The sequence below is a fragment of the Demequina sp. TMPB413 genome, from assembly GCF_020447105.2.
Classification (GTDB): domain Bacteria; phylum Actinomycetota; class Actinomycetes; order Actinomycetales; family Demequinaceae; genus Demequina.
The window spans coordinates 613,015-636,801 of the sequence record NZ_CP096184.1 but is presented as its reverse complement, the minus strand read 5'-3'; the positions used below and the strand labels follow the sequence as shown (position 1 = coordinate 636,801).

25 protein-coding genes are annotated in these 23,787 nt (G+C 68.9%); 3 read left to right on the top strand and 22 right to left on the bottom strand.

Going from position 1 to position 23,787, the window contains the following annotated elements; all coding sequences use genetic code 11:
- Positions 1–98 precede the first annotated feature (98 nt).
- Positions 99–668 carry a hypothetical protein gene (locus LGT36_RS03045; protein ID WP_226095372.1) on the top strand — a complete coding sequence of 190 codons (570 nt, stop codon included), beginning with the start codon at positions 99–101 and terminating at the stop codon, positions 666–668.
- A gap of 14 nt (positions 669–682) precedes the next feature.
- On the opposite strand, the gene LGT36_RS03040 is transcribed toward LGT36_RS03045, so the two are convergent.
- Positions 683–1,549, bottom strand: coding sequence for an AraC family transcriptional regulator (locus LGT36_RS03040; RefSeq protein ID WP_226095371.1), 867 nt, complete (start codon positions 1,547–1,549; stop codon positions 683–685).
- Positions 1,550–1,628: 79 nt separating this feature from the next.
- Positions 1,629–2,135, bottom strand: a complete 507-nt coding sequence (locus LGT36_RS03035; protein WP_226095370.1) for a DUF6000 family protein — start codon at positions 2,133–2,135, stop codon at positions 1,629–1,631.
- Between the two features lie 350 nt (positions 2,136–2,485).
- Between LGT36_RS03035 and LGT36_RS03030 the strand changes: the two genes are divergently transcribed.
- The gene (locus LGT36_RS03030) at positions 2,486–3,109 is read left to right on the top strand and encodes a nucleotidyltransferase domain-containing protein (protein ID WP_226095369.1); all 624 of its coding nucleotides are present in this window, start codon (positions 2,486–2,488) and stop codon (positions 3,107–3,109) included.
- Positions 3,106–3,498 carry a hypothetical protein gene (locus LGT36_RS03025; RefSeq protein WP_226095368.1) on the top strand — a complete coding sequence of 131 codons (393 nt, stop codon included), beginning with the start codon at positions 3,106–3,108 and terminating at the stop codon, positions 3,496–3,498. The genes LGT36_RS03030 and LGT36_RS03025 overlap by 4 nt, the downstream gene beginning before the upstream one ends.
- A 360-nt stretch (positions 3,499–3,858) precedes the next feature.
- Here the strand turns inward: LGT36_RS03025 and LGT36_RS03020 are convergent, their stop codons facing one another.
- The 20 genes from LGT36_RS03020 to hemC form a co-directional block, all read right to left on the bottom strand.
- Positions 3,859–4,437 (bottom strand): hypothetical protein, encoded by a 579-nt coding sequence (locus LGT36_RS03020; protein ID WP_226095367.1) that lies wholly within the window; start codon positions 4,435–4,437, stop codon positions 3,859–3,861.
- A 232-nt stretch (positions 4,438–4,669) separates the two neighbouring features.
- Positions 4,670–4,888 carry a hypothetical protein gene (locus LGT36_RS03015; RefSeq protein WP_226095366.1) on the bottom strand — a complete coding sequence of 73 codons (219 nt, stop codon included), beginning with the start codon at positions 4,886–4,888 and terminating at the stop codon, positions 4,670–4,672.
- A gap of 29 nt (positions 4,889–4,917) precedes the next feature.
- A complete protein-coding gene (locus LGT36_RS03010; protein ID WP_226095365.1) occupies positions 4,918–5,154 on the bottom strand; it encodes a MoaD/ThiS family protein in 237 nt (78 codons plus the stop codon).
- Positions 5,151–5,408 (bottom strand): DUF6457 domain-containing protein, encoded by a 258-nt coding sequence (locus LGT36_RS03005; RefSeq protein ID WP_226095364.1) that lies wholly within the window; start codon positions 5,406–5,408, stop codon positions 5,151–5,153. The genes LGT36_RS03010 and LGT36_RS03005 overlap by 4 nt, the downstream gene beginning before the upstream one ends.
- Positions 5,405–6,055, bottom strand: coding sequence for a molybdenum cofactor guanylyltransferase (locus LGT36_RS03000; RefSeq protein WP_226095363.1), 651 nt, complete (start codon positions 6,053–6,055; stop codon positions 5,405–5,407). The genes LGT36_RS03005 and LGT36_RS03000 overlap by 4 nt, the downstream gene beginning before the upstream one ends.
- Complete coding sequence (gene moaC, locus LGT36_RS02995; protein WP_226095362.1) at positions 6,052–6,537, bottom strand: cyclic pyranopterin monophosphate synthase MoaC; 486 nt, start codon at positions 6,535–6,537, stop codon at positions 6,052–6,054. The genes LGT36_RS03000 and moaC overlap by 4 nt, the downstream gene beginning before the upstream one ends.
- The gene (gene glp, locus LGT36_RS02990) at positions 6,534–7,724 is read right to left on the bottom strand and encodes a gephyrin-like molybdotransferase Glp (RefSeq protein ID WP_226095361.1); all 1,191 of its coding nucleotides are present in this window, start codon (positions 7,722–7,724) and stop codon (positions 6,534–6,536) included. Before glp ends, moaC begins: the two co-directional genes overlap by 4 nt.
- A 2-nt stretch (positions 7,725–7,726) precedes the next feature.
- Positions 7,727–8,446, bottom strand: a complete 720-nt coding sequence (locus LGT36_RS02985; protein WP_226095360.1) for a HesA/MoeB/ThiF family protein — start codon at positions 8,444–8,446, stop codon at positions 7,727–7,729.
- A complete protein-coding gene (locus tag LGT36_RS02980) occupies positions 8,433–9,134 on the bottom strand; it encodes a sirohydrochlorin chelatase (protein WP_226264516.1) in 702 nt (233 codons plus the stop codon). Before LGT36_RS02980 ends, LGT36_RS02985 begins: the two co-directional genes overlap by 14 nt.
- Entirely contained in the window at positions 9,131–10,246 is a 1,116-nt protein-coding gene (locus LGT36_RS02975; protein ID WP_226096876.1) for a uroporphyrinogen-III synthase, read from the bottom strand. Before LGT36_RS02975 ends, LGT36_RS02980 begins: the two co-directional genes overlap by 4 nt.
- Before the next feature lie 14 nt (positions 10,247–10,260).
- The gene (cobA, locus tag LGT36_RS02970; protein ID WP_226096877.1) at positions 10,261–11,475 is read right to left on the bottom strand and encodes a uroporphyrinogen-III C-methyltransferase; all 1,215 of its coding nucleotides are present in this window, start codon (positions 11,473–11,475) and stop codon (positions 10,261–10,263) included.
- Positions 11,472–11,849, bottom strand: a complete 378-nt coding sequence (gene nirD / locus LGT36_RS02965) for a nitrite reductase small subunit NirD (protein WP_226096878.1) — start codon at positions 11,847–11,849, stop codon at positions 11,472–11,474. The genes cobA and nirD overlap by 4 nt, the downstream gene beginning before the upstream one ends.
- The gene (gene nirB, locus LGT36_RS02960; RefSeq protein ID WP_226096879.1) at positions 11,846–14,416 is read right to left on the bottom strand and encodes a nitrite reductase large subunit NirB; all 2,571 of its coding nucleotides are present in this window, start codon (positions 14,414–14,416) and stop codon (positions 11,846–11,848) included. The genes nirD and nirB overlap by 4 nt, the downstream gene beginning before the upstream one ends.
- Before the next feature lies 1 nt (position 14,417).
- Entirely contained in the window at positions 14,418–15,884 is a 1,467-nt protein-coding gene (locus tag LGT36_RS02955; RefSeq protein WP_226096880.1) for an FAD-dependent oxidoreductase, read from the bottom strand.
- On the bottom strand, positions 15,881–18,106 hold the full coding sequence (locus LGT36_RS02950; protein ID WP_226096881.1) for a molybdopterin oxidoreductase family protein: 2,226 nt from the start codon (positions 18,104–18,106) through the stop codon (positions 15,881–15,883). Before LGT36_RS02950 ends, LGT36_RS02955 begins: the two co-directional genes overlap by 4 nt.
- A gap of 1 nt (position 18,107) precedes the next feature.
- The gene (locus LGT36_RS02945; protein WP_226096882.1) at positions 18,108–19,511 is read right to left on the bottom strand and encodes an MFS transporter; all 1,404 of its coding nucleotides are present in this window, start codon (positions 19,509–19,511) and stop codon (positions 18,108–18,110) included.
- A gap of 221 nt (positions 19,512–19,732) precedes the next feature.
- Entirely contained in the window at positions 19,733–21,091 is a 1,359-nt protein-coding gene (locus LGT36_RS02940) for a glutamate-1-semialdehyde 2,1-aminomutase (RefSeq protein WP_370634257.1), read from the bottom strand.
- The gene (gene hemB, locus LGT36_RS02935) at positions 21,088–22,059 is read right to left on the bottom strand and encodes a porphobilinogen synthase (RefSeq protein ID WP_370634258.1); all 972 of its coding nucleotides are present in this window, start codon (positions 22,057–22,059) and stop codon (positions 21,088–21,090) included. Before hemB ends, LGT36_RS02940 begins: the two co-directional genes overlap by 4 nt.
- A 25-nt stretch (positions 22,060–22,084) precedes the next feature.
- Complete coding sequence (locus tag LGT36_RS02930; RefSeq protein ID WP_226096884.1) at positions 22,085–22,858, bottom strand: uroporphyrinogen-III synthase; 774 nt, start codon at positions 22,856–22,858, stop codon at positions 22,085–22,087.
- The gene (hemC, locus tag LGT36_RS02925; protein ID WP_226096885.1) at positions 22,855–23,772 is read right to left on the bottom strand and encodes a hydroxymethylbilane synthase; all 918 of its coding nucleotides are present in this window, start codon (positions 23,770–23,772) and stop codon (positions 22,855–22,857) included. The genes LGT36_RS02930 and hemC overlap by 4 nt, the downstream gene beginning before the upstream one ends.
- Positions 23,773–23,787 lie beyond the last annotated feature (15 nt).

Sequence of the window (23,787 nt, the reverse complement as noted above, 5' to 3'; positions counted from 1 at the left end):
ATCTACGACCGGGCGCGTGCCACGTAGTGGACACATCGAAGCCGGCGCGAGCCACTCCACGGACTGTGCGGCGGGGCGTCCGAAGCGCAGCCACGGCGGTGATCGTTGCACTGTCGGCAGCCGCATGCTCCAGTGCACCCACACCCGACCCGCCAACGTCTCCAGCCCCGGACGCACCGACCGCATCGGAACCCACGGCCTCATCGACGGCGGCCCCGCAAGCAACCAGGGGTTCCGCCACGGTCGCGCGCTTCTCGCCCTGCCTGATAAGCGACGACGCTGTCGGGGCAGCGCTCGGCCTCGATGTCACGCAGCACTACGAGTCTGACTTTGGCAACCAAGACGAGCACCTGTGCGCCTACCAAACAGATGTCGGCACTGTGCTTGAGATCTACATCCTCCCGCTCGCCGACCACCGGACGATGGCGGTCGGCGGGGCCCAGGACGACCAGGAGAATCGACGCCCACCCGAGGAGCAGCCCATTGTCGTCGACGGTGCCACCGACGCCCGCGGCTACCTTGCGTTCCCTGGCATCGACGTCAGATTCCAGACCGAACGATCGTTCGTGCTGCTGGCGTCGAGGGCATCAAGCGACCGCGAGGGTCTCGACAAGACCGTCGCCGTCGCGAACCTGATCGCCGCGGCGTTGTCGGAACAGACGGCCTAGGCGGTGCGCAGCGTCTACTGACGTTCGACGGGCATCCACAGTTCTGTGGTTGCCGTGCTGAAGTCATCGGCGCGTTCCAGGACCGACACGATTGACGGGCCGGGTCGCAGCCGCCACGGATTCGAGGGGAACCAGTCGCTGGCAGTGGCGGCCCACGTCTCCTGCAACGCGTCCGGATAGGGGCCCGAGGTGCGAAACACTGCCCAGGAACCTTCCGGTACTTCGATCGCGTCGAGGTCCTCGGGAACGGCGGTATCCGCGTCGAGGGCCACGCCGTGCAGGTACGTGAGTTCACTGCCCTCGGTGTAGTCGGGATCGACGTCGGCACTGACCTGAAGCAAGCCAACCGGCTCGGTATCCCCCAGCGCCTTAAGGCGCTGGTGCTCCGCTGCAGGCAACGCCGCGACGTGCGCCTGGATGTGTGGGTTCACGCCCCTGTGGACGAGTGGCACACGTGCCGCGTGGCCGACAAGGCGGAATGCAGGGTGTTCGACGATGCGCGTTTCCATGGTGTTGCTCCCTTCAACTGTCAGGCGAAACCTGATCTTCGGTTGTGACAGGAGGGGGCCACCGTTGCGTCGCGCGTCAGCGGGCCTGACGCCGTGCACAGCGCGGAATGCCCTTCCGAACGCCTCTTCAGAGCCATATCCGAACCGGACAGCGATTCCGAGCATGTGGTCGCCCGCGGTGATGCCTGCCGCCGCCACTGTCATCCGTCGTCTCCTGACATACTCCGACAACGGCATGCCCGCCAGCGACGAGAACATGCGGCGCAGGTGGTACTCCGTGGTCCCCAAACTGCTTGCGATCGAGGGCACATCGATGTCTTCTTCGAGGCGGTCCTCGATAGCATCGACCATGCGATTGAGTTCGGCGATCATGGTTCCTCCCATCGCGATCAAGTCTGCGCTGCACGGTTGAGGCACACCCGATGATCGTGGTCCGATTCAGTCGCCTGCGTCACCCGTTCGCGTTCAAGGCTCCCACTCGCTCTGCGACTGCAACCATGGCAGCCAGGGTGGCACGCTCATCCCCGCCGGCCGACAATCCATCGACAGCTCCACCGACGTATTCAAGCGCGGCCACAATGACGCCGGGCCTACCCCAGTTGTGCTGCACGTGAGCATCCAGATAGGCCTCTAGGGCGGGGACTGCAGCTTCACCGGAGTTCACCACCGCAACTGCGGCTAGCGGCGTAGACGTCAGCAATCCCTGCGAGGTCTCGAGACTTCGAAGGAGCGCGCCGTTAATGGAAGCGCTCGTCCTGCCAGCGCTGAGCCATGCCCCCATCACGCGAGCCCGCCAATGTGAGCCGAGGAGGACTTCGACGTCCTCGTCCGCGGTCAGAGCGGCGAGCTCTCCTAGTGCGTCGTATGGCACCTCATGCGAAGCGGCGTTCGAACCCATCATCGCCAGGTAGTACGGCCGCACGCACCGTGAAAGGAGTTCCTCGGAGGGCGTCGACACTTTGCAAGGCTATTGCACAGATAGCGAAGTCAATGCGGCGCTTCGCGCGCTGCGCCAGGAGCGCGCGCCAGTCCGGTGCGCGGCCAGATGAGCCTGACGGAAAAGGGCGCAAAGCGCGTGCCCGACGTGCCGCCCGCCTCGCAACCCTGGAGGCGTCCCCGTCCTGTCACACCCGCGGTGGACGCTATGTCCATGACAGACCTACCAGTTGCTCGCCGCGCGCGTACGTTCCCATGGCGGCACCGCGACGAGCAGGAGCACAGCGACGGCCACGGCATGGACCTTGCCACTCGAGGCGCAACCCACAATAGTTGGCGACCGCACACTATAGTGGGAACAGGAGGTGGCCCATGCAGTTACAGAGTCCGTTCGCGGTGCTGACGCCGACCCTGGACGGTGAGATCTTGGCGGTCCTCGCTCGAATCGAGTCGAGCCTCACCGTCGGGCAAATTCAATCGCTGCTTCCTGATCGCTCGGATGAGGGGATCAGGAAGGCACTGCGTCGACTGAGCGCGCAGGGCATCGTGGACTCCGAACGGGTGAGCTCTGTCATCGGTCACCGGCTAAATCGACGCCATCTTGCGGCGCCGCAGGTGATCGCGATCGCGCGCCTGCGCGACGCGCTGGTGGAACGCATGCAAGAGAACCTCGAGGCTTGGCCAACACCGCCGCGTTGGACTGCACTATTCGGTTCGGCCGCTCGGGGCGAGATGCGCGTGGATTCAGACATCGACCTATTTCTGGTCGATCCCGGCGTCGATGCCGAACTGTGGGAGACACTGACCAGCGCGTTCGCAGCCGACGTGTCAGCGTGGACAGGGAACGACCTGCGCATTCTGAGTCTCACAGAACCAGAGGTGCGGCTTGGCGCCGCCAAGCGAGACCCGATCATCGAGTCGCTGCTGGCCGACGCGCTGGTGGTGTCAGGGCCGACAGATTGGCTGCGCCGCACTGCGAGGAGTGCTCGGCGATGACACCGCGAAAAGTCCGAGCCAACGCCGCTGCGAAGGCCGGTCGGATGGCGGTCGCCTTGCAGTTCTACGAAGCCGCGGAGTTAGTGCGGGAACTCGCTGACGACGCCGAGGACGTGACAAATGCGTATGTCACGCTGTGCGTTCACGCAGGCATCGCGGCTGCTGACGTTCGCTGCGCCGCGGCGCTCGGCGAGTATGCGCGGGGCGAGAACCACGTGGAGGCCGTCGACCATCTGGGCAAGGTAGACAAGGTGGCTGCGAAACATCTCGAGGCCTTGCTCAAGCTCAAGACAGTCGCTGGGTATGGAACGACCACGATCAGTGCCGATCGCGTTCGACGCGCTACGCGCGCGATGGAGTTCCTCGTCGAGTCGGCACGCGCCGTGTGACGAGCGCCGCCCCCACCGGCACTCCTGGACGAAACTGGCTAGTAACCGAGGACATGGGCTTTCGAGAGAACTGCGCCAGTTGCCCAATGCCTTCGGCCTGGTAGCCATCCCAAGCGGTGCCATTCCTGAAAGACGAAGACCCCCGTGCTCTGCAGGGAGACAGAGCGCGGCGGTCGCGGTTTCGGAAGTCGCGCACCATGGCGGGAGATGCAGCTGAACACAGATTGCCTTGCCCCGCGGGCGGGGTCGACGCAGTGAGATCCGGCCATCGCGACGTTACTTTCGGGAGAGCTTCGAAGGGGCGACTCGAAGGTCCTCGCGGGGGCCGCTTTCGGGCCTTCAGCGACGGCCACCGGCCGGTCAGGAGTCGCGCTCAGGCGCCCGGGACTGAAGCGCCTTCAGTCCCACGTCGGGTGCGCTGCCCGACGCCTGTTCAAGCACTTCGGACTCGCACTCGACCGGCTCGGGCTCACCCAACTCGCCGCTGAGCAAGTCGATCCTGATGGTCCAGCAGGCGGCAGCACTCTCAGACGCACTGCCTCCAGCTGACGACGCAGTCGCGATACCCACACTGAGGATCTCGAGGACAAGAGAGTCGCCTCCTTCTGCTGACTCAAGAAGAAAGGACCCACGTCCGAACGGGCCGGACTTGTCCCCCGGCTCGACATGCCACCCCTCGCCACCGAAGCATGCCAGCAGCGGCTCAAGTTGCTGTTCCGCGTCGCCTACGCCTCCTGCGGATTCCTGAATGCACGACAGCACCTCGGCGTACGAGCCCGCAGCATCGCCTACCGCTCGGTCCCACGCCCTCTCTTGCGAGTTCTCCACGTAGCAACCACTCAGCAGCAGCACGAGCATCACAGTTGCGACAGCAAACCCCGCCGCGCGCAGGTATCCAACAGCCCCGACAGGTGCTCGCTGGATGCCCGGTGCATGCATGTCGTTGAGCTCCTCACTGTAGTCGGCGAGGGCCGCCCGCTACCTGACCGAACGCGTCCACCGTACCTTGTCGGATGGTGGGGCCTACTCGATTCGCTGGTCGCGGTACGCCTTAGCGCTCCTTAGACGGTCGAGCGTCGAGATCCCACGACTTTCGCTTCCGGCCTGAGCGGAACGTCACGTAGGACAGCGATGACAAACCCGTCAGCGGTCGTGATCTGCGTGCTCGACGTCATGACGTGAAGGAGCACTCACACAGGATGTTGAACTCGACCACCTGATCGCCCTCATCGGGACGAGCCCACGCCTCAGCCTCCGCGCGCGACGCGAACTGCCGTCCCGCGAGGCGGCCGTTGGCCATGAGCACGCCTACCTCGATGTCCTCGCGCGGGTCATAGTCCAACGGGACCGCCGCGCGTTCAGTGCGCTGTTCCATTTGGCTGTTCGTCATGACCACGTCAACGCACCCGCCGGCAAAGATCATCCCCCTGCAAACGGCGGCATGACGTCCACCTTGGCACCGTCGGCCAGCACGTGGTCGTCGTCCCTGCGCACCCCGCCCTCCAGCACCGCGCACTGCGGAATCACCGAGGCCGCAGACTCGCTCGCGGCGCCCAGGACCGCACGCAGTCCGGCCACGTCGCTCACGTCGACCGCGGTCTCGTGAGCCCCCACGGCCTCGGCCGCGGCAGCAAACAGCCTGGCAGTGACGCTCATTCGTCGCCCTGTGGCCAATCGAGCGCAAGCGCCGACGCCTTGGCAGAGGCCTCTTCCACGCCCGCCAGGCCGGTGCCGGCAACTCCCGCGGCGTACCCGACCAAGAAGGTCGCAAGGGGTGCCGCCGGGCGCATCACGGAGTGCGCGGCGTCGCGCGCCACGTCCAGCAAGGCCTGCGTGTCGAGTCCTGTCACGTCGATGTCGAGTTCCTGGCTCAGCGCCGTCACCCACGTCTCGAGTTGATCCTGCTTCATGACAGCTTCCCTTCCCAGTACTCCACGTCCTCCCAAGTATCCACGTCCCTGGAAGCGTCGTGAACGTCGGGCACAGCGATCATCGACAGGCCCTCCGTGACCCGCCGCAGCGAGGCGCCCGGCGCCGCGTGCGACGCGCAACGGTTGGCAATCGCGTCCCTGCGGTAGACGGCCACGAGCGGCTGCGGGTTTCCCGACGCGTCCACCAGCCACGCTCCATCCATCACCCCCGCGCGTTCCGAGTCGGCGCCCTCATCGGTCATCCGCTCCAGCAATACTTCCGCCACGTCATCGGCCATGCGCTCAAGCAATACTCCTGCTACAGCGCTCGCACGCGGCGTGTCCGTCCCGAGCACCAGCACCAGCGGCGACGGGTCGCCCTCGGCGTCCAGCACGTTCAGCCCGGCTGCAAGACCGGCGGCCGGCCCAGAGCCGGGAGGGTCCTCACACGCCCACAGCGCCCCCTCGCGCTTGAGGTGCTCGCCGCCCACGATCACGACGTTGGAGGCGCCCTCGCACGCGTCCAGCGTGCGCTCCAAGAGGGTCCGCCCGGCGATCTTCAACTCCGGCTTGGACACTCCAGACAGGCGCGTACCTGCCCCGCCAGCCACGATGACGGCGGCGAAGGAGACAGGCTCAGGGCTCACGACCCGGCGCCATCGTCCCTGCGCCAAGGTCCAGACTTGCCGCCGTCCTTCGCGATCAGGCGAACGTCACGCAGGCTCGTCGACTTGTCCAGCCCCTTCACCATGTCGATCACATTGAGCGCGGCCACGCTCACCGCGGTGAGCGCCTCCATCTCCACTCCCGTGCGATCCGCCGTGCTGACGGTGGCGCGAATGGCGACCCCAGCGTCGGCGATCTCCAGATCAACCGTCACGCCGTGCACTCCAATCACGTGGGCGAGCGGCAGTAGTTCAGGCGTGCGCTTGGCGCCCGCGATCCCCGCGATGCGCGCCACGGCGAGCACGTCGCCCTTGGGCACCGAGCCGTCCCTCAGCGCGGCGACCACATGCGGCGCGCACTCGACAAAGCCCTCGGCAATGGCGCTGCGCACCGTCGGCTGCTTCTGCGTGACGTCCACCATGCGCGCATGGCCTGCGGCATCAAGGTGAGTGAATGCGCTCATCCGGAAAACCTCCTGAACTCGAGGCTATCGCCTGCGCGCACCTCCGTGACGCTGGCAGGCACCCTCGCGAGACCGTCGGCGAGGGCCAGCCGCGCCATCAGGTGAGAGCCCGCGCCGCGGCCCGTCGCGCGAGCCACAGAGCCTGCCTCCCAACGCACCGGCATGAACTGCTCGCGGCCTGCAGGGCTCGACCAGCCCTCTGACACCGTCGCCGACGCCCACGCAAGTTGCCCTGGAAGCCCTCGCATCGCGCGGATGACGGGCAACACAAACAGCTCGAAGGACACGGCCACCGACACGGGGTTGCCCGGCAGGCACAACAGCGGCATGCCGTCCACGCTGCCAAGGCCCTGCGGCTTGCCCGGCTGCATCGCGACCGTCATGAAGTCCACGCCAAGGCCCGCGAGCGCGGCCTTGATCACGTCATAAGCGCCGACGCTGACGCCGCCGGTCGTGACGATCAGGTCGACATCGTCCCGGCGAATGGCGGCCACCACCTCGGCCTCCGTGTCGCCCACGGGGCCGAGCAGCACTGGCACGCCACCTGCGGCCCGCACCGCACCGTCGAGCAGGACCGAGTTGGACTCGTGGATCTGGCCGGGCCCGAGCGGGGCGCCCAGCGGCGCGAGTTCGTCTCCTGTCGACAGGATGCCGACGCGCGGACTACGGAACACCTGCAGGCGCGCGGCGCCCACCGCGGCTGCGGCCGCGAGGTGGCGGGCGGAGAGTTCGACGCCGCTGCCGATCACCTCGTCCCCGGTGCGCGCGTCTTCCCCGCGCCTGCGCACGTGCGCGCCCTCGTCTCGCACCTCCTGGATGGTCACGGCATGCACGTCCGAAGAGGTCACCTCGAGCGGCACCACGGTGTCGGCGCCAGCGGGCATCGGCGCGCCCGTCATGATGCGGATCGCGCTGCCAGGCGCGAGCACCGCGGAGAACGGGACGCCGGCGCGCGACTCCCCCACGAGCGGCAGCGTCACCGGAGCGTCGGGGTTGGCAGAGCGAACGTCGGCCCACTGCACCGCGAAGCCGTCCATCGCTGAGTTGTCGAAGGGCGGAGAGTCGACGCTCGCCGTGACTGGAGCCGCCGTCACGTGGCCGTGCGCGTCCCTCAAGCCCGCCTCGACGGGAACGGGCGCGGGTGCGAGCGCGAGCGCCGCCAGTGCGTGTTCGTGGGCGGTGCGCACGGCTAGCCTTCGGCCCCGTCGGCGCGGCGCACGTCCAGGTCGCGCCAGCGCCCCTCGCGGGCGTCAATGACTGCCAGCACGCCGCTCAAGGGCGCGCCGATGCCGGTGATGAGTTTGACGGCCTCGGTAGCCATCGCGGTGCCCACCTGACCGCACAGAGTTCCGAGCACTCCCCCAGCGTCGCAGACCCCAAAGTCGGGCGCGGGCTCCTCGGGAAAAATGTCGCGCAACCCCACGGCGCCGTCGAACACGGTGACCTGCCCGAACCAGCCCTGCACCGCACCCCACGCGACGGAAATGCCAAGGGCGGCGGCAGCGTCGGCGACGGTCAGGCGGGAGGTGAAGGTGTCCGTGGAGTCCACGATCACGTCGTGCCTAGCGAGGGCCTCCTCGGCGTTCTCAGGGGTGAGCCGCGACTGCACGGCGGCAACCTGTACCCCTGGCGCGAGCCGACCCAGCGCGGAGGCGGCTGCGTCGACCTTGGCGCGCCCCACGTCGGCCGGGCTGAAGAGGATCTGGCGGTGCAGATTGGAATCCGCCACGGTGTCGGAGTCGATGAGCGTCAGGTGCCCCACGCCGGCGGCCGCCAAGTACAGCGCGACGGGGCAACCAAGCCCACCCACGCCCACAATCGCGACGCGCGCGTCCGCGAGTGCACGCTGTCCCGCGTCGCCAAAGCCGGGAAGAACGCGCTGTCTGAGGTAGGGGTCAGAGATGTCCATGGGTGATGGCACCGTAACGGTCAGCGATGATGCTCACCAAGTCGGGGTGCGGCGCGAGGGGCCCGGTGACGTAGTTGGCGCCCGCCTCGCCCAGTCGCTTCTGGAACACTCCGGGCGCGAGCAAGAACGACGCGACGGCGACGACGCCGTCCTCGCCGTACTCGTGGGCCTGTGCGACGGCGTCGGCGACGGACGGCTCGTGGCCAGCGGCAAAACCCACCCGCACGGGCCCGCCCCACGCGCCGCGCAGGTTCTCGGCGGCGGCCTCGGTGTCCGCCTGGGACCGCGGATCGGAGGAGCCCGCCGCTGCGAGCACCAGGGTCGCATCGGAAGGGACGTGGGCCTCGCGCAACCGGTCACGCACGATGTCCACCAGGCGTGCGTCTGGCCCGAGCGCCGCGGCGCTCATGATGTCGGGGCGCTCCGCCACGGCGTTCGCGATGTCGTGATAGACGTGATAGCCGCTCGCCAGCAGCAGGGGCACCACCACGGCGGTCAGGCCCTCGCCCACGGGGATCTCGGCGATCACGTCGTCAAGGAACGGCCCGTGGACGTCCACGTAGGCCTCGCGCACCTCTACGTCTGGCATGGCCACGCGCACGTCCTCGAGGATCTGCCGCACCACCGCCTGTCCCTCCGGTGACGCGGTCCCATGGGCGCAACCTATGAGGATCGGGGTCTGGGTCATGCCACACTCACCGCCAATGCGTAGCCGCGCTTCACCACGGTGCGCACCAGTGTGCGCGTTCCTGAGTTTTCTCTGAGCCTGTTGATCGCCGCGTCCACGGCGTGGCTGCTGCCCTGCTCGCTGGGCAACAGTTCCGCGAGCTGCTCGCGCGACACCACGTTTCCGCCGGCCGCCGCGAGGCAGCGCAGAATCTCCAGCCCGGTGGGCGTGAGCGCGAGCACGCGGCCATTGAGCACCGCGGTGGTCGCGCGCAGCACCAGTGGGCCGTCCGGCGTGGGCACGCCCACCACCGACTCGCTGAAGTGCTTGACCAACTCCCGCACTAGAGCGCCGAGCCGCCACCGCGACGGGAAGGACGTCTCGAGCCCCGCCTCGATGAGCGGAGCCGCCGTCACGGGGCCGATGGCGGAAATCAGCAACTTTCCCGACGACGCGAGGGCCCGCAGAGCCGGCAACACACCCAACTCCGTAGCGGTCGCGAGCCACGCCTGGGCGGCGGGAGCGGAGGTGAAGACCACAGCGTCGGCGCGGCCCGCCGCCGCCTCGTCAATCCAGTGCAAGTGCGGCGCGCTGTCGGCGGGAGGCCCCCAGCCGTAGACGAGCAGACTCTGGACGTCGGCGCCGGCCGCTTCAAAGGCCTCGTCAAGACCGTCGGAGCCGTTGCCGTGATGCTGGACGGCGATGCGTTGACCCTCGACGCCCTCCGCCAGCAGGTAGTCCCTCAGCTCGGCGGCCGTCTCGGTTTCCGCGACCCAGTCCGCCTGCAAACCCGCCGCCTGGATCGCCCCCCGCGCCTTGGGGCCGCGCGCCACCAGGCGCGCGGACGAGAGCACCTCGACCAACTCGTCGGCGATGCCAGCGGTGTCCGCGGACTCGATCCAACCGCGAAACCCAATCCCGGTGGTGGCGACCACCACGTCCGGCGGGTTGGCGATGAGCGCGCGAGTGTCCGCCACCAGCGTGGCGTCATCCAGGTGCGGCACGGTGGACAGCGCGGGCGCGTGCCGGACCGTGGCGCCGCGACGCTCGAGCGCGGTGCCGAGCTCGCGCTTGCGGCGATCAGCGGTGATGACCACCACGCAACCGGCAAGCGGCTCTGGGATGGAACTCATGGCATCCCCCCGTCTTAGCGTGTCGCGGCGATTTCCGAGGCCAACAAGTCGGGATGGGCGACTTGTCCTATGACGATAATCGCCGGAGGTTTCACCCCTGTTTCCTCAGCGATACGAACAATCGTGGATACCGTCGCGCGGGTGATGCGCTCGTGAGACGTGGTGCCTTTCTCGATGATCGCCACGGAGGTGTCGCCCGCCACGCCGCCGTCGAGTGCGGCCGTCACAAACTGGCCGAGCGCCGTCACGCCCATGAGGACGACGACGGTGGCGCCGGCGCTCATCGCGGCGCATGCGGCAGCGTCTGGGCCTGCGTGACCCGACGTGATCAGCACGGAGGCGGTGATGCCGCGCTGCGTGACCGGGATACCCGCGGCGGCGGGCACCGCGAGCGCGGAGGTCACGCCAGGCACCACCTCGACGTCGATGCCGGCGGCGAGGCACGCGTGAACCTCCTCGCCTCCCCTGCCGAACACGTAAGGGTCGCCGCCCTTGAGGCGCACCACGGTCTTGCCCTCGAGCGCACGCGCCACCAGCAGCGCGTTGATCTCGGCCTGCGGCACGGGGTGGTTGTCCGGTGACTTGCCCACGTTGATGACCTCGACGTCTTCCGGCAGCCGGTCCAGCAGACCGGTGGCGCCCAGGCGGTCGACCACCACCACGTCGGCCTCGGACAGGAAGCGCAGACCGCGCACGGTGATGAGGTCGTCGGCGCCAGGCCCGGAGCCCACGAGCACCACGCGCCCCGCACGGGAGCGCACGTGGCGCAGGTCCACCTCGCCCGCCTCGATCGTGGCCGAGAGCACGTCGCGCACGCGCACGGCCCTGCGAGGGTCGGCGTTGCCGAGCGAGACGACGCCGAGCGCGAGGTCTCCGTGCGCGACCTGAGCGGCCATCCTGGCGGGGCTCCTGGTGGCGTCCGACGCGTTGATGCACCACACCTTGTGCTCTTCGCACCAGCGGCACAGATCGGCGTTCGCGGTGGGGTTGTCGGTGGCCGCGATCACCAGCCAGGCGCCCTCGGCGTCGGTCGCCGCAACGGTGCGCGCATGCCACGTGAGGTCGCCGTGCCTGGCGAGCTGCGCAATATCGTCCGTCGCCTGGGGAGAGACCACCACGACGTCGGCCCCGGCGGCCACGAGGGCACGCGCACGCCTGGTGCCGACGCTACCTGCGCCGGCCACCACCACGCGCCGCCCCGTGACGTCGAGGGAGACGAGCGGATTCACGCGGCATCCGGGAGGCAGATATTCACCTGGCCATTGTCGAGGGTGACGGGGTAGGTCGCCAAGTTGGGGTCGAGGCCCGGCGCTGGCTGCTTGTCCATCGTGGCCAGGCATTCGCCCGTGATCAGCGAGAAGACCTGCTTGTAGACGGGGCTCGCGATCGTGGGAACCTCGCCGCGCGAGCCGGTGATGCCGCGGCTCATCACGTGGGCGCCGGAGAAGGGGCACAGGTTCTGCACGGCGTGCACCGAGCCGTCCGCGAGCCGGAAGATCGCCACCTGCCGTCCATCCACCAGCGCGGCGACGCCCAAGTCGGGGACCAAGTCGTCGTAAGCGCACACGGCGACGAGCGTGCCAGCGGGCGTGATCGCGTTCATGACCGCACCTCCAATGCCATGGGGGCGATGAGAATGGGCCCGCCCTCCGACTTTTCTGCCTCCGTCGCCGGCCGACGCTGGCCACGCACCTCGACGTAGGCGAGGGAGGGGTCGGCGGTGTCGGGCGCGTTGACAAAACTCGAGAACTGCTTGAGTCGCTCTGGATCCTTCAGCACCGCGGCCCACTCGTCCTCGTAGGTGCCCACGTGCCTGGCCATGTGGGCGTCGAGTTCCTCGCAGATGCCGAGCGCGTCCTCCAGGATGATCTCCTTGAGGCGGTCCAGCCCTCCCTCGAAGTCCTCCTGCCACGGGGCAGTCCTTTGGAGGCGGTCGGCGGTGCGGATGTAGAACATCAGGTAGCGGTCGATCACTCTGATCAGGTCCTCGTCGCTCAGGTCTTCCGCGAAGAGTTGGGCGTGGCGGGGCTCGAAGCCGCCGTTTCCGCCCACGTAGACGTTCCAGCCCTTTTCCGTCGCGATCACGCCCACGTCCTTGCCGCGGGCCTCCGCGCACTCGCGGGCGCAACCGGAGACGCCCAGCTTGATCTTGTGGGGGCTGCGCAGGCCGCGATAGCGCTCCTCGAGCGCGACGGCCATACCCACCGAGTCCTGGACTCCGAAACGGCACCACGTCGAGCCCACGCAAGACTTCACGGTGCGCAGGCTCTTGCCGTACGCGTGGCCAGACTCGAAGCCTGCGCTGACCAACCGCTCCCAGATGGCCGGCAACTGCTCCAGCCGCGCCCCGAACAGGTCGATCCGCTGACCGCCGGTGATCTTGGTGTACAGCCCGAAATCCTTGGCCACCTCGCCGATCACGATGAGCTTCTCGGGAGTGATCTCGCCGCCAGGCACGCGCGGCACCACGGAGTACGTGCCGTCCTTTTGCATGTTCGCCATGACGCGGTCGTTGGTGTCCTGCAGCGCCGCGCGACCCTCCGCGAGCACGTGTTTGTTGTACAGGCTGGCCAGGATCGAGGCGCACGCGGGCTTGCAGATGTCACAGCCGCGCCCCACCCCAAAGCGCTCGATGATCTCGGTGAACGTCTCGAGTCCAGCCACCTGAACCGCCTGGAAGAGTTCCGCGCGACTCATCGCGAAGTGCTCGCACATCGCGTTGGACACGGTCAGGCCGTGCTTGGCCATCTCCGCGCCCATGAGCTTCTTCACGAGCGGCACGCAGGACCCGCACGAGGTGCCGGCCTTGGTGCAGGCCTTGACCGCGCTGAGGTCGTGGCAATCGTGCTCGCTCACGGCGGCGCGCACCGTCCCGGCGGTGACGTTGTTGCACGAACACACGGCGGCCGCGTCTGGCAGCTCGAATTGCGGCTTCTCGCCCCCGCCCTCCGGCAGCAGCCAGGCGCCCGGATCTCCAGGCAGCTCCGCACCCACCATGGGGCGCAGGCTCGAATACGCCGACGCGTCGCCCACCAGAATCCCGCCCAGCAAGGTGCGCGCGTCGTCCGTCATCACGAGCTTCTTGTAGACGCCGCCCACCGGGTCCGAGAACACCAACTCCAACGCGCCCGGGGTGCGGGCAAACGCGTCGCCAAAGCTCGCGACGTCGACTCCCAGCAGCTTGAGCTTCGCCGACGTGTCGGTGCCGGGGTAAGTCGAGGCCCCGCCCAGCAGCCGGTCGACGGCGATCTCCGCCATGAGGTTTCCCGGCGCGATGAGCCCGATCCACGCGCCCTGAATGCACGCGACCTCGCCGATCGCGCTGATGTGAGGGTCCTCGGTGAGGCACGAGTCATCGACCACGATGCCGCCGCGCTCGCCCAGCGCGAGGCCGGCCGCCGCGCCCAACTCGTCGCGCGGACGCACTCCCGTGGCCACGATCACCACGTCGGTGGCCATCTGCCCGCCGTCGGCGAAGGTCAAGGAGCCGACCCTGCCCGTGGAGCCCGCCACCATGCGCGACGTCTGCGCGCCCACCTTGACCGACACCCCGAGTGCCTCGACCAGGCGTCGCAGCACCTGGCCACCCGCGACGTCCACTTGCACATCCATGAGGCGAGGGCCGGACTGGATGACGGTCGAGGTGAGGCCCAATTCCTGCAACGCGCCGGCGGCCTCAAGCCCCAGCAGGCCGCCGCCGATGACCGCGCCGCGCAGCACACCGCCGCGCTCGGCGCGCAGGTTCTCCACGTAACCGCGGATCGCCGCCACGTCGTCGATGGTGCGATACACGAACACCCCTGGCAGGTCCGCGCCCTTGATGGGCGGCACCCACGCGTAGGTGCCCGTCGCCATGACCAGGTGGTCGTAGTGCTCGACCGAACCGTCGGCGGCGGTGACCGTCGCTGCCTCGCGGTCGATCTCCGTAACGCGGTGATCGCGCTTGAGGGTGACCAGATCGTCGTCCCACAAGCCGCGGTCGCCCAACTCCAGGTCCTCTGGATCGCGGCCGGTGAAGTACGACGTCAAGGCCACGCGGTCGTAGGGACGGCGAGGCTCCTCCGCGCACACGGTGACGCGGTACTCGCCCTCGGTGTCGCGCGCTCGCAGCGCCTCCACAAAACGGTGGGCGACCATTCCGCCGCCAACGACGACTACGTGCTTGCTCATGTCATGCTCCTTTGACGGCCGCGGCGGGCTCGTTGGTCGATGGGTGGCAGGCGAGAATCCCTGCCACTAGCGAGGTGCAGTCTCCGCAGCCGGTGGTGGCGCGGGTTGCCTTGGCAATGGCGCCGACGCTGTCGCAGCCGTCGCCGATGGCGTGGCGGATCTGGCCGGCGGTCACGGTGTTGCAGTTGCAGACCTGGTCCGCGTCTTGCACGTCCCCAGGATCGCGCGTCGCGGCGCCGACGCCTCCCCCGGCCAGCGCGCGAATCATGAGTTGCGCGGGGTCGGAAGGCACGGGCAGTTGGCGCGTGTAGAGCGCGCTGAGGGTCGCGGCCACGTCCGCATCGCCGATGCACGTCGCACCCACGAGGTGGCCGCCGGAGACGACGACCTCCACGTAGCGCCCTCCCTCGGGGTCCTTCAGGCTGAGCACCCGGTAGCGGGGGTCGGAGCGGTCGAAGTCGCCGCAGATGCCCATGGTGACCATCGCCATGCCAGCGGCCTTGACGCGCACGATGTCGCTCGTCGTCTCGGCCTGCGCCGTGACGCTCGCCTGGCCGGTCAGCACGCCCACGAGCGTGCGCGCCTGCTCCCACCCTTGCGCCACCAAGCCACGCCCGCCGCCTGGCGGCTGAGCGCAGTCGCCGATCGCGAAGATGTGGGGGTCACTCGTGCGGAGGTCCGCGTCGACCACGACTCCCCTGTCGCACTCGAGCCCGGCTGCGCGTGCCAGCGAGGTCTCGGGGATGGTGCCGGCACACATCACGACCATGTCGGTCGCCACCTCGGAGCCGTCCTCGAGCCGCACGGCGGTGACCCGCCCCTTGGCTGTCACCACGCGGGACAGTGAGGCGCCGGTGTGGGACTCGATGCCGAGCTTCAGAAGGCTAGATTGAGCGACCGCCGACGCCTCCCAGCCCAAGTGGCGCTCCATCAGGCGGTCGGCGATGTGCACCAGTCGCACGGAGAGCCCGCGCGATGCCAGCCCCGTGGCGACCTCGAGGCCCAACACTCCTGCGCCCAACACGACCGCGCGTCGGGCCGTCGCAGCCGCTGCCACGATCCCCTGCGCGTCCGCCATGTCCTTGAGCACGAACACCCCTGGTATCAGTCCGTCTTGATCTGCCACGCCGTGAATGGGTGGGACGCGCGCAACGGAACCCGCCGCGATCACCAGGCTCGAGTACGGGTGCTTGCGGCCCGTCGAGTCGGTCACGATCATCAGCTCGCGATCGATGCTCGCGGCGTGCACTCCCGTCAGCACCCACACGCGCGAGTGCGCTGGCGCGGCAATGTCGAGCACCTCGGGATTCTTGGAACCGGCGACCACGGAGGACAGCAGCACCCTGTTGTAGGCGGGCACGTCCTCCTTGCCCAGGATCGTGACGTGCACGTCTTCGTCGGCCGCCACCAGGTCCTCGACAAAGCGGCTGCCCACCATGCCGTGACCGATCACCACGATGCGCCTCATGCCGCGGCCTCCTGGGCAAAGCGCTCGACCGAGACGGCGCACACCTTGAACTCGGGCATTCCTGACACCGGGTCCACGGCGTCATTCGTGAGCACGTTGGCACTGCCGGCCCAGTGGAAGGGCATGAACACGGTGTCTGGACGCACGTCCGCGGACAATCTGGCGGGCACCACGACGCTCCCTCGCGTCGACGTCACGGTCACCAAATCCCCCTCCTCGACGCCGAGGTCTGCGGCGGCTGCGAGGTGAATCTGCACGTACGCCTCCGGCTCGGCGGCGGCCAGCTCCGCGACCCTCCTCGTCTGCGCTCCTGATTGGTAGTGCGCCAAGACCCTGCCGGTGACCAGGTAGAGCGTCGCGGAGGCGCGGACGTCGTCGCGCGGTCCCTGGTAGCGCACGGCCACCATGTGGGCCAGGCCGTCTGGCTTGGCGAAGCGGTCGAGGAACACCCGCTCGGTGCCAGGGTGGTCGGCTCCGTCCGACGCCGGGCACGGCCAGTGGAGCTGCTCGCCGGCGTCGAGCCGGGAGTAGGTGATGCCGGAGTAGTCGGCCACGCCCCCGGCCGACGCCTTCGCGAGTTCGTCGAACACGTCCGACGCCTCCGTGGGAAACGCCGCGGCGCATCCCAGGCGTCGCGCAAGTTCCGCCAGCACCCACAGCTCGCTCTTGGCCTGACCGGGGGCGTCGACCGCCTTGCGGCGGCGAAGGACTCGACCCTCAAGGTTGGTCATGGTGCCCTCCTCTTCAGCCCATTGGGTGACGGGCAGCACCACGTCGGCGTAGGACGCCGTCTCGGAGTGAACCACGTCGGCCACCACCAGGAAGTCGAGGCTCTGGAGCGAGCGCGTCACTTCGTCGGCATTGGGCGCGGAGACCACCACGTTGGAGCCGTGCACCAGCAGCGCCTTGGGCCCGGCAGGGGTCCCTGGGATGCCCGGCTTGCCCGACGTGCCGGGGGTGCCTGGAGCAGCGGGAGTGCCAAGACTCGCCAGCAACTGGACCGCTGGGACGCCAGGGCCAGGGAGCGTGTCAGGGTCCACTCCCCACACTCCGGCCACGTGGTCGCGCCGCGCCGGGTCGGAAATCAACGAGTAGCCGGGCAGTTGGTCGGCCTTCAAGCCGTGCTCGCGACCCCCCTGACCGTTGCCCTGACCGGTCACGGGCGCGTAGCCGGAGCCGACGCGTCCCGGCAGGCCGAGTGCGAGTGCGAGGTTGATCGCCGCAGAGACAGCGTCGGTGCCCGACGCCATCTGCTCGAGCCCTCGACCGGTGAGGATGTAGGCACCCTTGCCGCCGCGAGAGGGCGAGGCCGCCGCGAGCAGGCGCGCCGTGGCGCGGAGCTTCTCGGCGGGAACGCCGGTGACCGCCTCGGCGCGCTCGGGCCACCACTGGCTGACGGAGGCGCGCACCGCCTCCCAACCGCTCGTGCGCTCTGCGAGGTACGACTCGTCGGTGAGTCCCTCATCGATCAGCACGTGCAGCAGGGTCAGCAGCACGGCCATATCGGTGCCAGGCACGATCTGCAGGTGGAGCCCGCGGCCGTCCTCAGCCAGTCGCGACGTCGCGGTCACGCGAGGGTCCACGTAGATCAGTCCGCCGCGCTCGCGCACGCCCGCCAAGTGCTGCACCAGGGGAGGCATGGTCACCGCGACGTTGGAGCCCATGATGAGCACCGCGTCGGCGCCGCCAAGGTCAGCCAGCGGGAAGCCGAGCCCGCGATCCATCCCGAAGGTCCGATTTGCGGCGGCCGCGGCGGAGGACATGCAGAAGCGGCCGTTGTAGTCGATGTACGGCGTGCCGAGCGCGACCCGCGCGAACTTGCCCAGCGCGTAGGCCTTCTCGTTGGTGAGGCCGCCGCCCCCGAACACGGCGACGGCGTCGCGGCCGTGATCCGCCTGGATCCGAGTCAGCCGCGTGGCGATCAGGTCGAGCGCCTCGTCCCACGTCGCCTCGCGCAACGCTCCCCCGCGCTCGTCGCGAATCAGCGGCGCGGTGAGCCTGTCGGAGGCGCGCAACACCTCGGGCGAGGTCCACCCCTTCTGGCACATCCCGCCCTTATTGGTGGGGAACTCACGCCCCTCGACCGCCACGGGAAGACGCGACCCCGACGTCGGCGTGAGCGTCTGCGCGCACTGCAACGCGCAATAGGGGCAATGGGTCGCGACGGCGCCGCCGGGAGCGTGAGCCCCCAGCGACGCCGTCACTGCAATCGTGTCCGCCATGTCAGACGTGCTGCATCCGGGCGCCCTTGCGGAGGTAGAACACCGCCGTCAATGCCGCCATGAACAGGAACACCCCGATGTAAATCTGCAGGGCGGGCACGATGGTCCCTGTGGTCTCGTTCGCCCACTTGTAGACGAACGGGATCGCGAAGCCGCCAAAGGCGCCGACGGCCGAGATGATGCCCACCGCGCCTGCCGCCTGGCGCTTGGAGTCAAGCCTCGACGCGTCAGTGTCCTCGCCACCGTCCTGGTGAATGCGATTGAAGATCGACGGGATCATCCGGTAGGTCGAGCCGTTGCCGATGCCGGTGAGGGCGAACAGCGCCATGAAGCTCACAAAGAACAGCCCGAGCGACTCCTGCTGGACTCCCAGCACGGCCGAGTACCCCGCGACGGCCATGAGCACGAACGTGACGGCGGTGACCACCGAGCCGCCGATGCGGTCGGCAAGGCGCCCGCCGATCGGCCGGGAAATCGAACCCACGAGGGCACCCAGGAACCCCCACGCCAGGGCGATGTCGCCGCGCTCGAAGACCACCTTGAGCAGCGTCGGGAAGGCCGCGGAGTAGCCGATGAACGAGCCGAACGTGCCGATGTACAGGAACGCCATGAGCCACGTGTGGCCGTGCTTGAGCGAGGCGGCGGTGGGCTTGGGGTCGGCCTTGGCCTCGCGCAGGTTGTCCATGAAGAGGAACGCGAGCACCGCGGCTGCCACCGCGAGAGGTACATAGATGAGTCCGGCGTTGGCCAGGCCGAGTCCGCCAAGGCCGATCGCGACGGGCACGAGCTTCTGAGCCACCGCAACCCCGATGTTGCCGCCAGCCGCGTTGAGGCCGAGCGCCCAGCCCTTCTCCTTGTCGGGGTAGAAGAACGAGATGTTGGCCATCGAGGAGGCGAAGTTGCCGCCGCCGAAGCCTGCCGTCGCCGCGATCAGCAGCAACACGGCGAAGGAGGTCTCTGGGCGGCCGACCACCCACGCGAGGCCTAGCGTCGGGACGAGCAGCAGCAGGGCCGAGATGACCGTCCAGTTGCGGCCGCCAAAGAGCGGCACGGCGAAGGTGTAGGGAACGCGCAGGAACGCGCCCACACCGGAGGCCACGGCCAGCAACGTGAAGCCTTGGCTTGGGGTCAGCGCCCAACCGCCAGAGCCCGCCGCGACCAAGGCGCCCGACTCGTCGAAGGTGCCGTACAGCTTGACGACCACGATGGACCACAGCAGCCATACGGAGAAGCCGATGTGTTCTGCAACGATCGAGAACACGAGGTTGCGGAAGGCGATTGCCTTGCCCTTGGCCTCCCAGAACAGCTCGTTTTCTGGAGTCCAGTGCTCGATCCAACGGCCGGGGCCGACGACGCCGGGTTCGACATCGACGACCCTCGCGTCTGGCTTGTCGTAAGTGGTCATGATTGCCCCTCCCAGGACTGTCCGATGGGGCCGTCGGGACTGACGGCACCTCATGGGGACCGGACGTTGTCCACGCTAGGGAGGTGATGTTTCGCCGGGAGGCGGCGCGTGTGAATCGTGCGCTACTTCTGTCTCACGGCGCCGAGCGTGCGCGCGTGAGAAGAATGGCGGGACTTTCGTCCCGGTTATGAGGTCGGCTATTTACCAGGCGTTTTATGTGACTAAGGGCGCCAAGAGCCCGCCGCGTCCACGATCCGGCGTGTTACGCGCTCCTCATGAGCGGCCGAAACAAACCATGATTCGAACGCGCTGGGCGGCAAAGCGACCCCCGCGGCGCGCATGTGATGGAACAGCGAGGAGTAGGAAGCGGCGTCCTGCGCGGCCACCTGCTCGAACGAGGTTGGCGACGCCTCGAGCCCCAAGAAGAACGAGAACAAGGTGCCCGCCTGACCCACCGCGTGCGTCACTCCCGAGGCCGTGAGCGCCTCGCCGACCCCCTCGCGTACGGCGTCGGCCGCGAGCGCGAGCCTGGCGTAGGCGTCGGCGTCCATGACCTCGAAGGTCGCAAGCCCTGCGGCCACCGCGACGGGGTTTCCCGACAGGGTGCCCGCCTGGTAGACGGGGCCGACGGGAGCGAGCATGTCCATCAGGTCCGCGCGTCCCGCGATCGCGGCGACCGGCAGTCCCCCGCCGATGACCTTGCCATAGGTGATGAGGTCCGGCTCCCATGGTTGTTCGCCGCGCTCGACTGCCTCGTCGTGCTCGACTCCCCACCAACCGCGCGGGCCCGCCCGGAAGCCGGTCAGCACCTCGTCGAGGATGAACACGGCGCCCTCGTTGCGGGCAAGCGAGGCGATGAGCGCGTTGAAGCCGTCGGGCGGGCGCACCACTCCCATGTTGGCTGGAGCCGCCTCGGCGATAATCGCGGCGATGCTCTGGCCGTGCTCGGCGAAGGCAGCCGTGAGCGCGTCGGCGTCGCCATAAGGAATGACGATGGTGTCGGCTGCCGTGGTGGCCGTGACCCCTGCGCTGTCTGGCACTCCCGCGGTCGCGAGGCCCGAGCCAGCCGCGACCAGGAACGGATCGGCGTGGCCGTGGTAGCAACCGGAGAACTTGACCACCTTGTCGCGGCCGGTGGCGGCGCGCGCAATCCGGAGGGCCGTCATCGTGGCCTCGGTGCCGGTCGAGACCAGGCGCACCTTGGCGGCGGGGGCGATGCGGCTGCGAATGACCTCGGCGAGTTCCACCTCCGCCTCGGCGGTCGCGCCAAAGCTGAGGCCACGCTTGGCCGCCTTAGTGACGGCGGCCACCACGTGAGGGTGAGCGTGGCCTGCGATGGCCGCTCCCCATGAACCCACCAGGTCGATCCGTGTGTGACCCGCAGCGTCGGTAATGGTGGCGCCGCGCGCGGAGGTAATGGGCAGTGGGTGCCCGCCCACTCCGTTCCAGGCGCGCACCGGGCTGTTGACGCCGCCGGGCAGCACGTCCTCTGCCCGCGCGTTCCAGCCGCGCGCTCCCTTGTCGGTGCGCAGCGCAGCCACCTTCATGGCGCGCGCAAAGGCGTGGCGATTGAGTCTCATGATTCCTCCCCCAGCCACGCGGCCAAGTCCAGCGCGGCGTATGTCAGCACGATGTCGGCGCCCGCTCGCACCATCGAGGTGAGCGCCTCGAGGTGGGCGGCCTTGCGGTCGATCCAGCCGTTCGCGGCGGCCGCCTCGATCTGGGCGTACTCGCCGGAGACGTGGTACGCCGCAACAGGCACGTCCGAGACGGCGGCGACGGCCGCCATCACGTCCAGGTACGGCAGGGCGGGCTTGATCATGATGACGTCGGCGCCCTGCGCGAGGTCGAGTTGCGCCTCGCGCACACCCTCACGAGCGTTACCTGGGTCCATTTGGTAGGTGCGGCGGTCGCCTTCGAGGCTCGATTCCACCGCGTCCCTGAAGGGCCCGTAGAACGCCGACGCGTACTTGGCCGAGTAGGCAAGCACCACGACGTCCTGGTGACCGGCCCGCTCGAGCGCGCCTCGTACTGCGGCGACCTGGCCGTCCATCATGCCGCTCAGGCCCAGCACGTCGGCACCAGCGTCGGCCTGCGCCACCGCCATGCGCTCGTACACCGCGAGCGTGGCGTCGTTGTCCACCGTGCCGTTCACGTCGAGCACGCCGCAGTGGCCGTGGGAGGTGAACTCGTCGAGGCAGAGGTCGGCCATGATCACGATGCGCCCGTTGGCGGCGTCGGCCGCCTCGCGGATCGCGGCGTTGAGGATCCCGTCGGAGGCGCACGCTGCGCTCCCCTCCTCGTCCCGCACCTCGGGAATCGCAAAGAGCATGATCCCGCTGATGCCAGCGGCGACCGCCTGCTCGACCACGCCGCGCACGTCGCCGAGCGGAAGTTGGGAGACACCAGGCAACGACGCGATGGGCTTGGACTGCTCGAGGCCTTCCTTGGCGAAGACCGGCAGCACCAGCTGCGCAGCGTGCGGCCTGGTCTCGCGCACCATCCGGCGCATCGCTGGCGTTGAGCGCAAGCGCCTTGGGCGTTCCATGTGGCCCGTCATGCGATGTCACCCATCATGCGCCGTCTCCTTCCATGGCGCGGCGCAAGGCCATCACCACTCCTTCATAGTCTGGCGTGCCTGCCACCGTCGCCACGTTCAGTCCTGCCTCGCGCGCGACCGACGCCGTGGTCGCCCCGATCGCGACGATGGCCACGCGGGCGGGCACCTGGCCGCATTGCGTCGCGAAGCGCCGCGCCATGGAGCCCGAGGTGAGAACGACCGCGTCCACCTCGCCGTTGCGGACGGCAGTCACCGCTGCGTCGTCCAAGCCTGGTCCGTCAATGGTCCGGTACGCCTCGACGGCGTCCACGTCCCACCCCTTGCGGGCGAGGCCGCGCTCGAGTACGTCGCCTGCCAGGTTGCCCAGCGGCGCCAAGACGCGACCGGGGCCGTCGGGGAACTCTGCCACCAGGCCTGCGGCTGACTGCTGGCGTGCGGGGCGCAAGGCCACCTCAAGACCCAGCTCGGCTGCCGCGCGTGCGGTCGCCTTGCCCACCACGGCGAGCCTCGCGGGAGGCATGGGCGCCGACAGATCGCCGCCCGCGCTCCCTGCGGCGACAGCAAGCGCGCTCAGGGCATTGCGGCTCGTCACCGCCAACCAGTCGTAGTCGCCACGGCACCACATGGCGGCCGCATCGGCAAGCGCGTGTGCGTCGGCGGTGGGCGCGATCACGATGAACTCGCCCTCCGTCACCCGCGCGCCCAGGCCCCTCAGCGTCAGCGCAAGCTCGCGCCTGCCCTCCGTGACCGGCACCACCACGTGCACGCCAGCGAGCGCATCACTCACGTTGCGGCCACAAGCCGCGCAGCCCCGCGCCCCAAGAGCGCATGTGCTGCGGAACGGCCGATCGAGGCGGCGTGGGCAACCGGCCCGCGCGCCATCTCGTTGAGCTGCAACCCTCCGCGCACGTCGATCGCGCGCACGTGCAGCGAGAGCGTGTCGCCGTCGACAGAGGCATGGGCGCCCACGGGAGCGGCACAGCCAGCATCCAGCACTCCGAGCGCCGCGCGTTCGGCTGTGACGGCCGCCCGGGTCTTGGCGTGGTCAAGCGACGAGATGAGGTCCGCGAGTTGCGGGTTCAAGCTGTCGAGGGTCTCGATCGCGAGCGCGCCCTGGCCTGGAGCGGGCAGCATCTCCTCGTAAGAGAACACGTGACTGATCGCGTCGGCACGCCCCACGCGCTTGAGCCCCGCCACCGCGAGCACCACCGCATCGTTGCGATCGCCCACCGTGCCCAGGCGGGTGTCGACGTTTCCCCTGAGCGGCCCCACCTCGAGGTCCGGCCTCAGCGAGAGAAGTTGCGCGGCGCGGCGCGGTGAGCCCGTGCCCACCTTCGCTCCCTGAGGCAGGTCGGCGAGCGCCACGCCCCCTGAGCACAGTGCATCGCGGGAGTCCTCGCGCAACGGCAGCGCCGCGAGGGTGATGCCCTCTTGAGGCGCGACTGGCATGTCCTTGAGCGAGTGGACGATCAGATCGCACTCGCCGTCGAGCAGCGCTTGCCTGACTGCCGCCACAAACACGCCCGTCTGGGACAAGCCCACGAGAGGCTCGGTGGACTGGTCGCCACTCGTGGTGACGATGTGCAGCTCAATGTTGAGTTCAACGCCGCGGTCTCGAGCGACGCGGGTAAGCGCATCCGCCAGGGTGCGCGATTGAGCGGTGGCCAGCGTGCTCCCGCGCGTGCCGAGCTTCAAGTCCATACCCCCATGTTCCCA

Excerpts from the sequence above, each read along its gene's own strand:
- LGT36_RS03040 (WP_226095371.1), bottom strand. The coding sequence starts at position 1,549 with ATGATCGCCGAACTCAATCGCATGGTCGATGCTATCGAGGACCGCCTC.
- LGT36_RS03030 (WP_226095369.1), top strand. The coding sequence starts at position 2,486 with ATGCAGTTACAGAGTCCGTTCGCGGTGCTGACGCCGACCCTGGACGGT.
- LGT36_RS03025 (WP_226095368.1), top strand. The coding sequence starts at position 3,106 with ATGACACCGCGAAAAGTCCGAGCCAACGCCGCTGCGAAGGCCGGTCGG.
- LGT36_RS03020 (WP_226095367.1), bottom strand. The coding sequence starts at position 4,437 with ATGCATGCACCGGGCATCCAGCGAGCACCTGTCGGGGCTGTTGGATAC.
- LGT36_RS03015 (WP_226095366.1), bottom strand. The coding sequence starts at position 4,888 with ATGACGAACAGCCAAATGGAACAGCGCACTGAACGCGCGGCGGTCCCG.
- LGT36_RS03010 (WP_226095365.1), bottom strand. The coding sequence starts at position 5,154 with ATGAGCGTCACTGCCAGGCTGTTTGCTGCCGCGGCCGAGGCCGTGGGG.
- LGT36_RS03005 (WP_226095364.1), bottom strand. The coding sequence starts at position 5,408 with ATGAAGCAGGATCAACTCGAGACGTGGGTGACGGCGCTGAGCCAGGAA.
- moaC (WP_226095362.1), bottom strand. The coding sequence starts at position 6,537 with ATGAGCGCATTCACTCACCTTGATGCCGCAGGCCATGCGCGCATGGTG.
- LGT36_RS02985 (WP_226095360.1), bottom strand. The coding sequence starts at position 8,446 with ATGGACATCTCTGACCCCTACCTCAGACAGCGCGTTCTTCCCGGCTTT.
- LGT36_RS02980 (WP_226264516.1), bottom strand. The coding sequence starts at position 9,134 with ATGACCCAGACCCCGATCCTCATAGGTTGCGCCCATGGGACCGCGTCA.
- LGT36_RS02975 (WP_226096876.1), bottom strand. The coding sequence starts at position 10,246 with ATGAGTTCCATCCCAGAGCCGCTTGCCGGTTGCGTGGTGGTCATCACC.
- nirD (WP_226096878.1), bottom strand. The coding sequence starts at position 11,849 with ATGAACGCGATCACGCCCGCTGGCACGCTCGTCGCCGTGTGCGCTTAC.
- nirB (WP_226096879.1), bottom strand. The coding sequence starts at position 14,416 with ATGAGCAAGCACGTAGTCGTCGTTGGCGGCGGAATGGTCGCCCACCGT.
- LGT36_RS02955 (WP_226096880.1), bottom strand. The coding sequence starts at position 15,884 with ATGAGGCGCATCGTGGTGATCGGTCACGGCATGGTGGGCAGCCGCTTT.
- LGT36_RS02950 (WP_226096881.1), bottom strand. The coding sequence starts at position 18,106 with ATGGCGGACACGATTGCAGTGACGGCGTCGCTGGGGGCTCACGCTCCC.
- LGT36_RS02945 (WP_226096882.1), bottom strand. The coding sequence starts at position 19,511 with ATGACCACTTACGACAAGCCAGACGCGAGGGTCGTCGATGTCGAACCC.
- LGT36_RS02940 (WP_370634257.1), bottom strand. The coding sequence starts at position 21,091 with ATGAGACTCAATCGCCACGCCTTTGCGCGCGCCATGAAGGTGGCTGCG.
- hemB (WP_370634258.1), bottom strand. The coding sequence starts at position 22,059 with ATGGAACGCCCAAGGCGCTTGCGCTCAACGCCAGCGATGCGCCGGATG.
- hemC (WP_226096885.1), bottom strand. The coding sequence starts at position 23,772 with ATGGACTTGAAGCTCGGCACGCGCGGGAGCACGCTGGCCACCGCTCAA.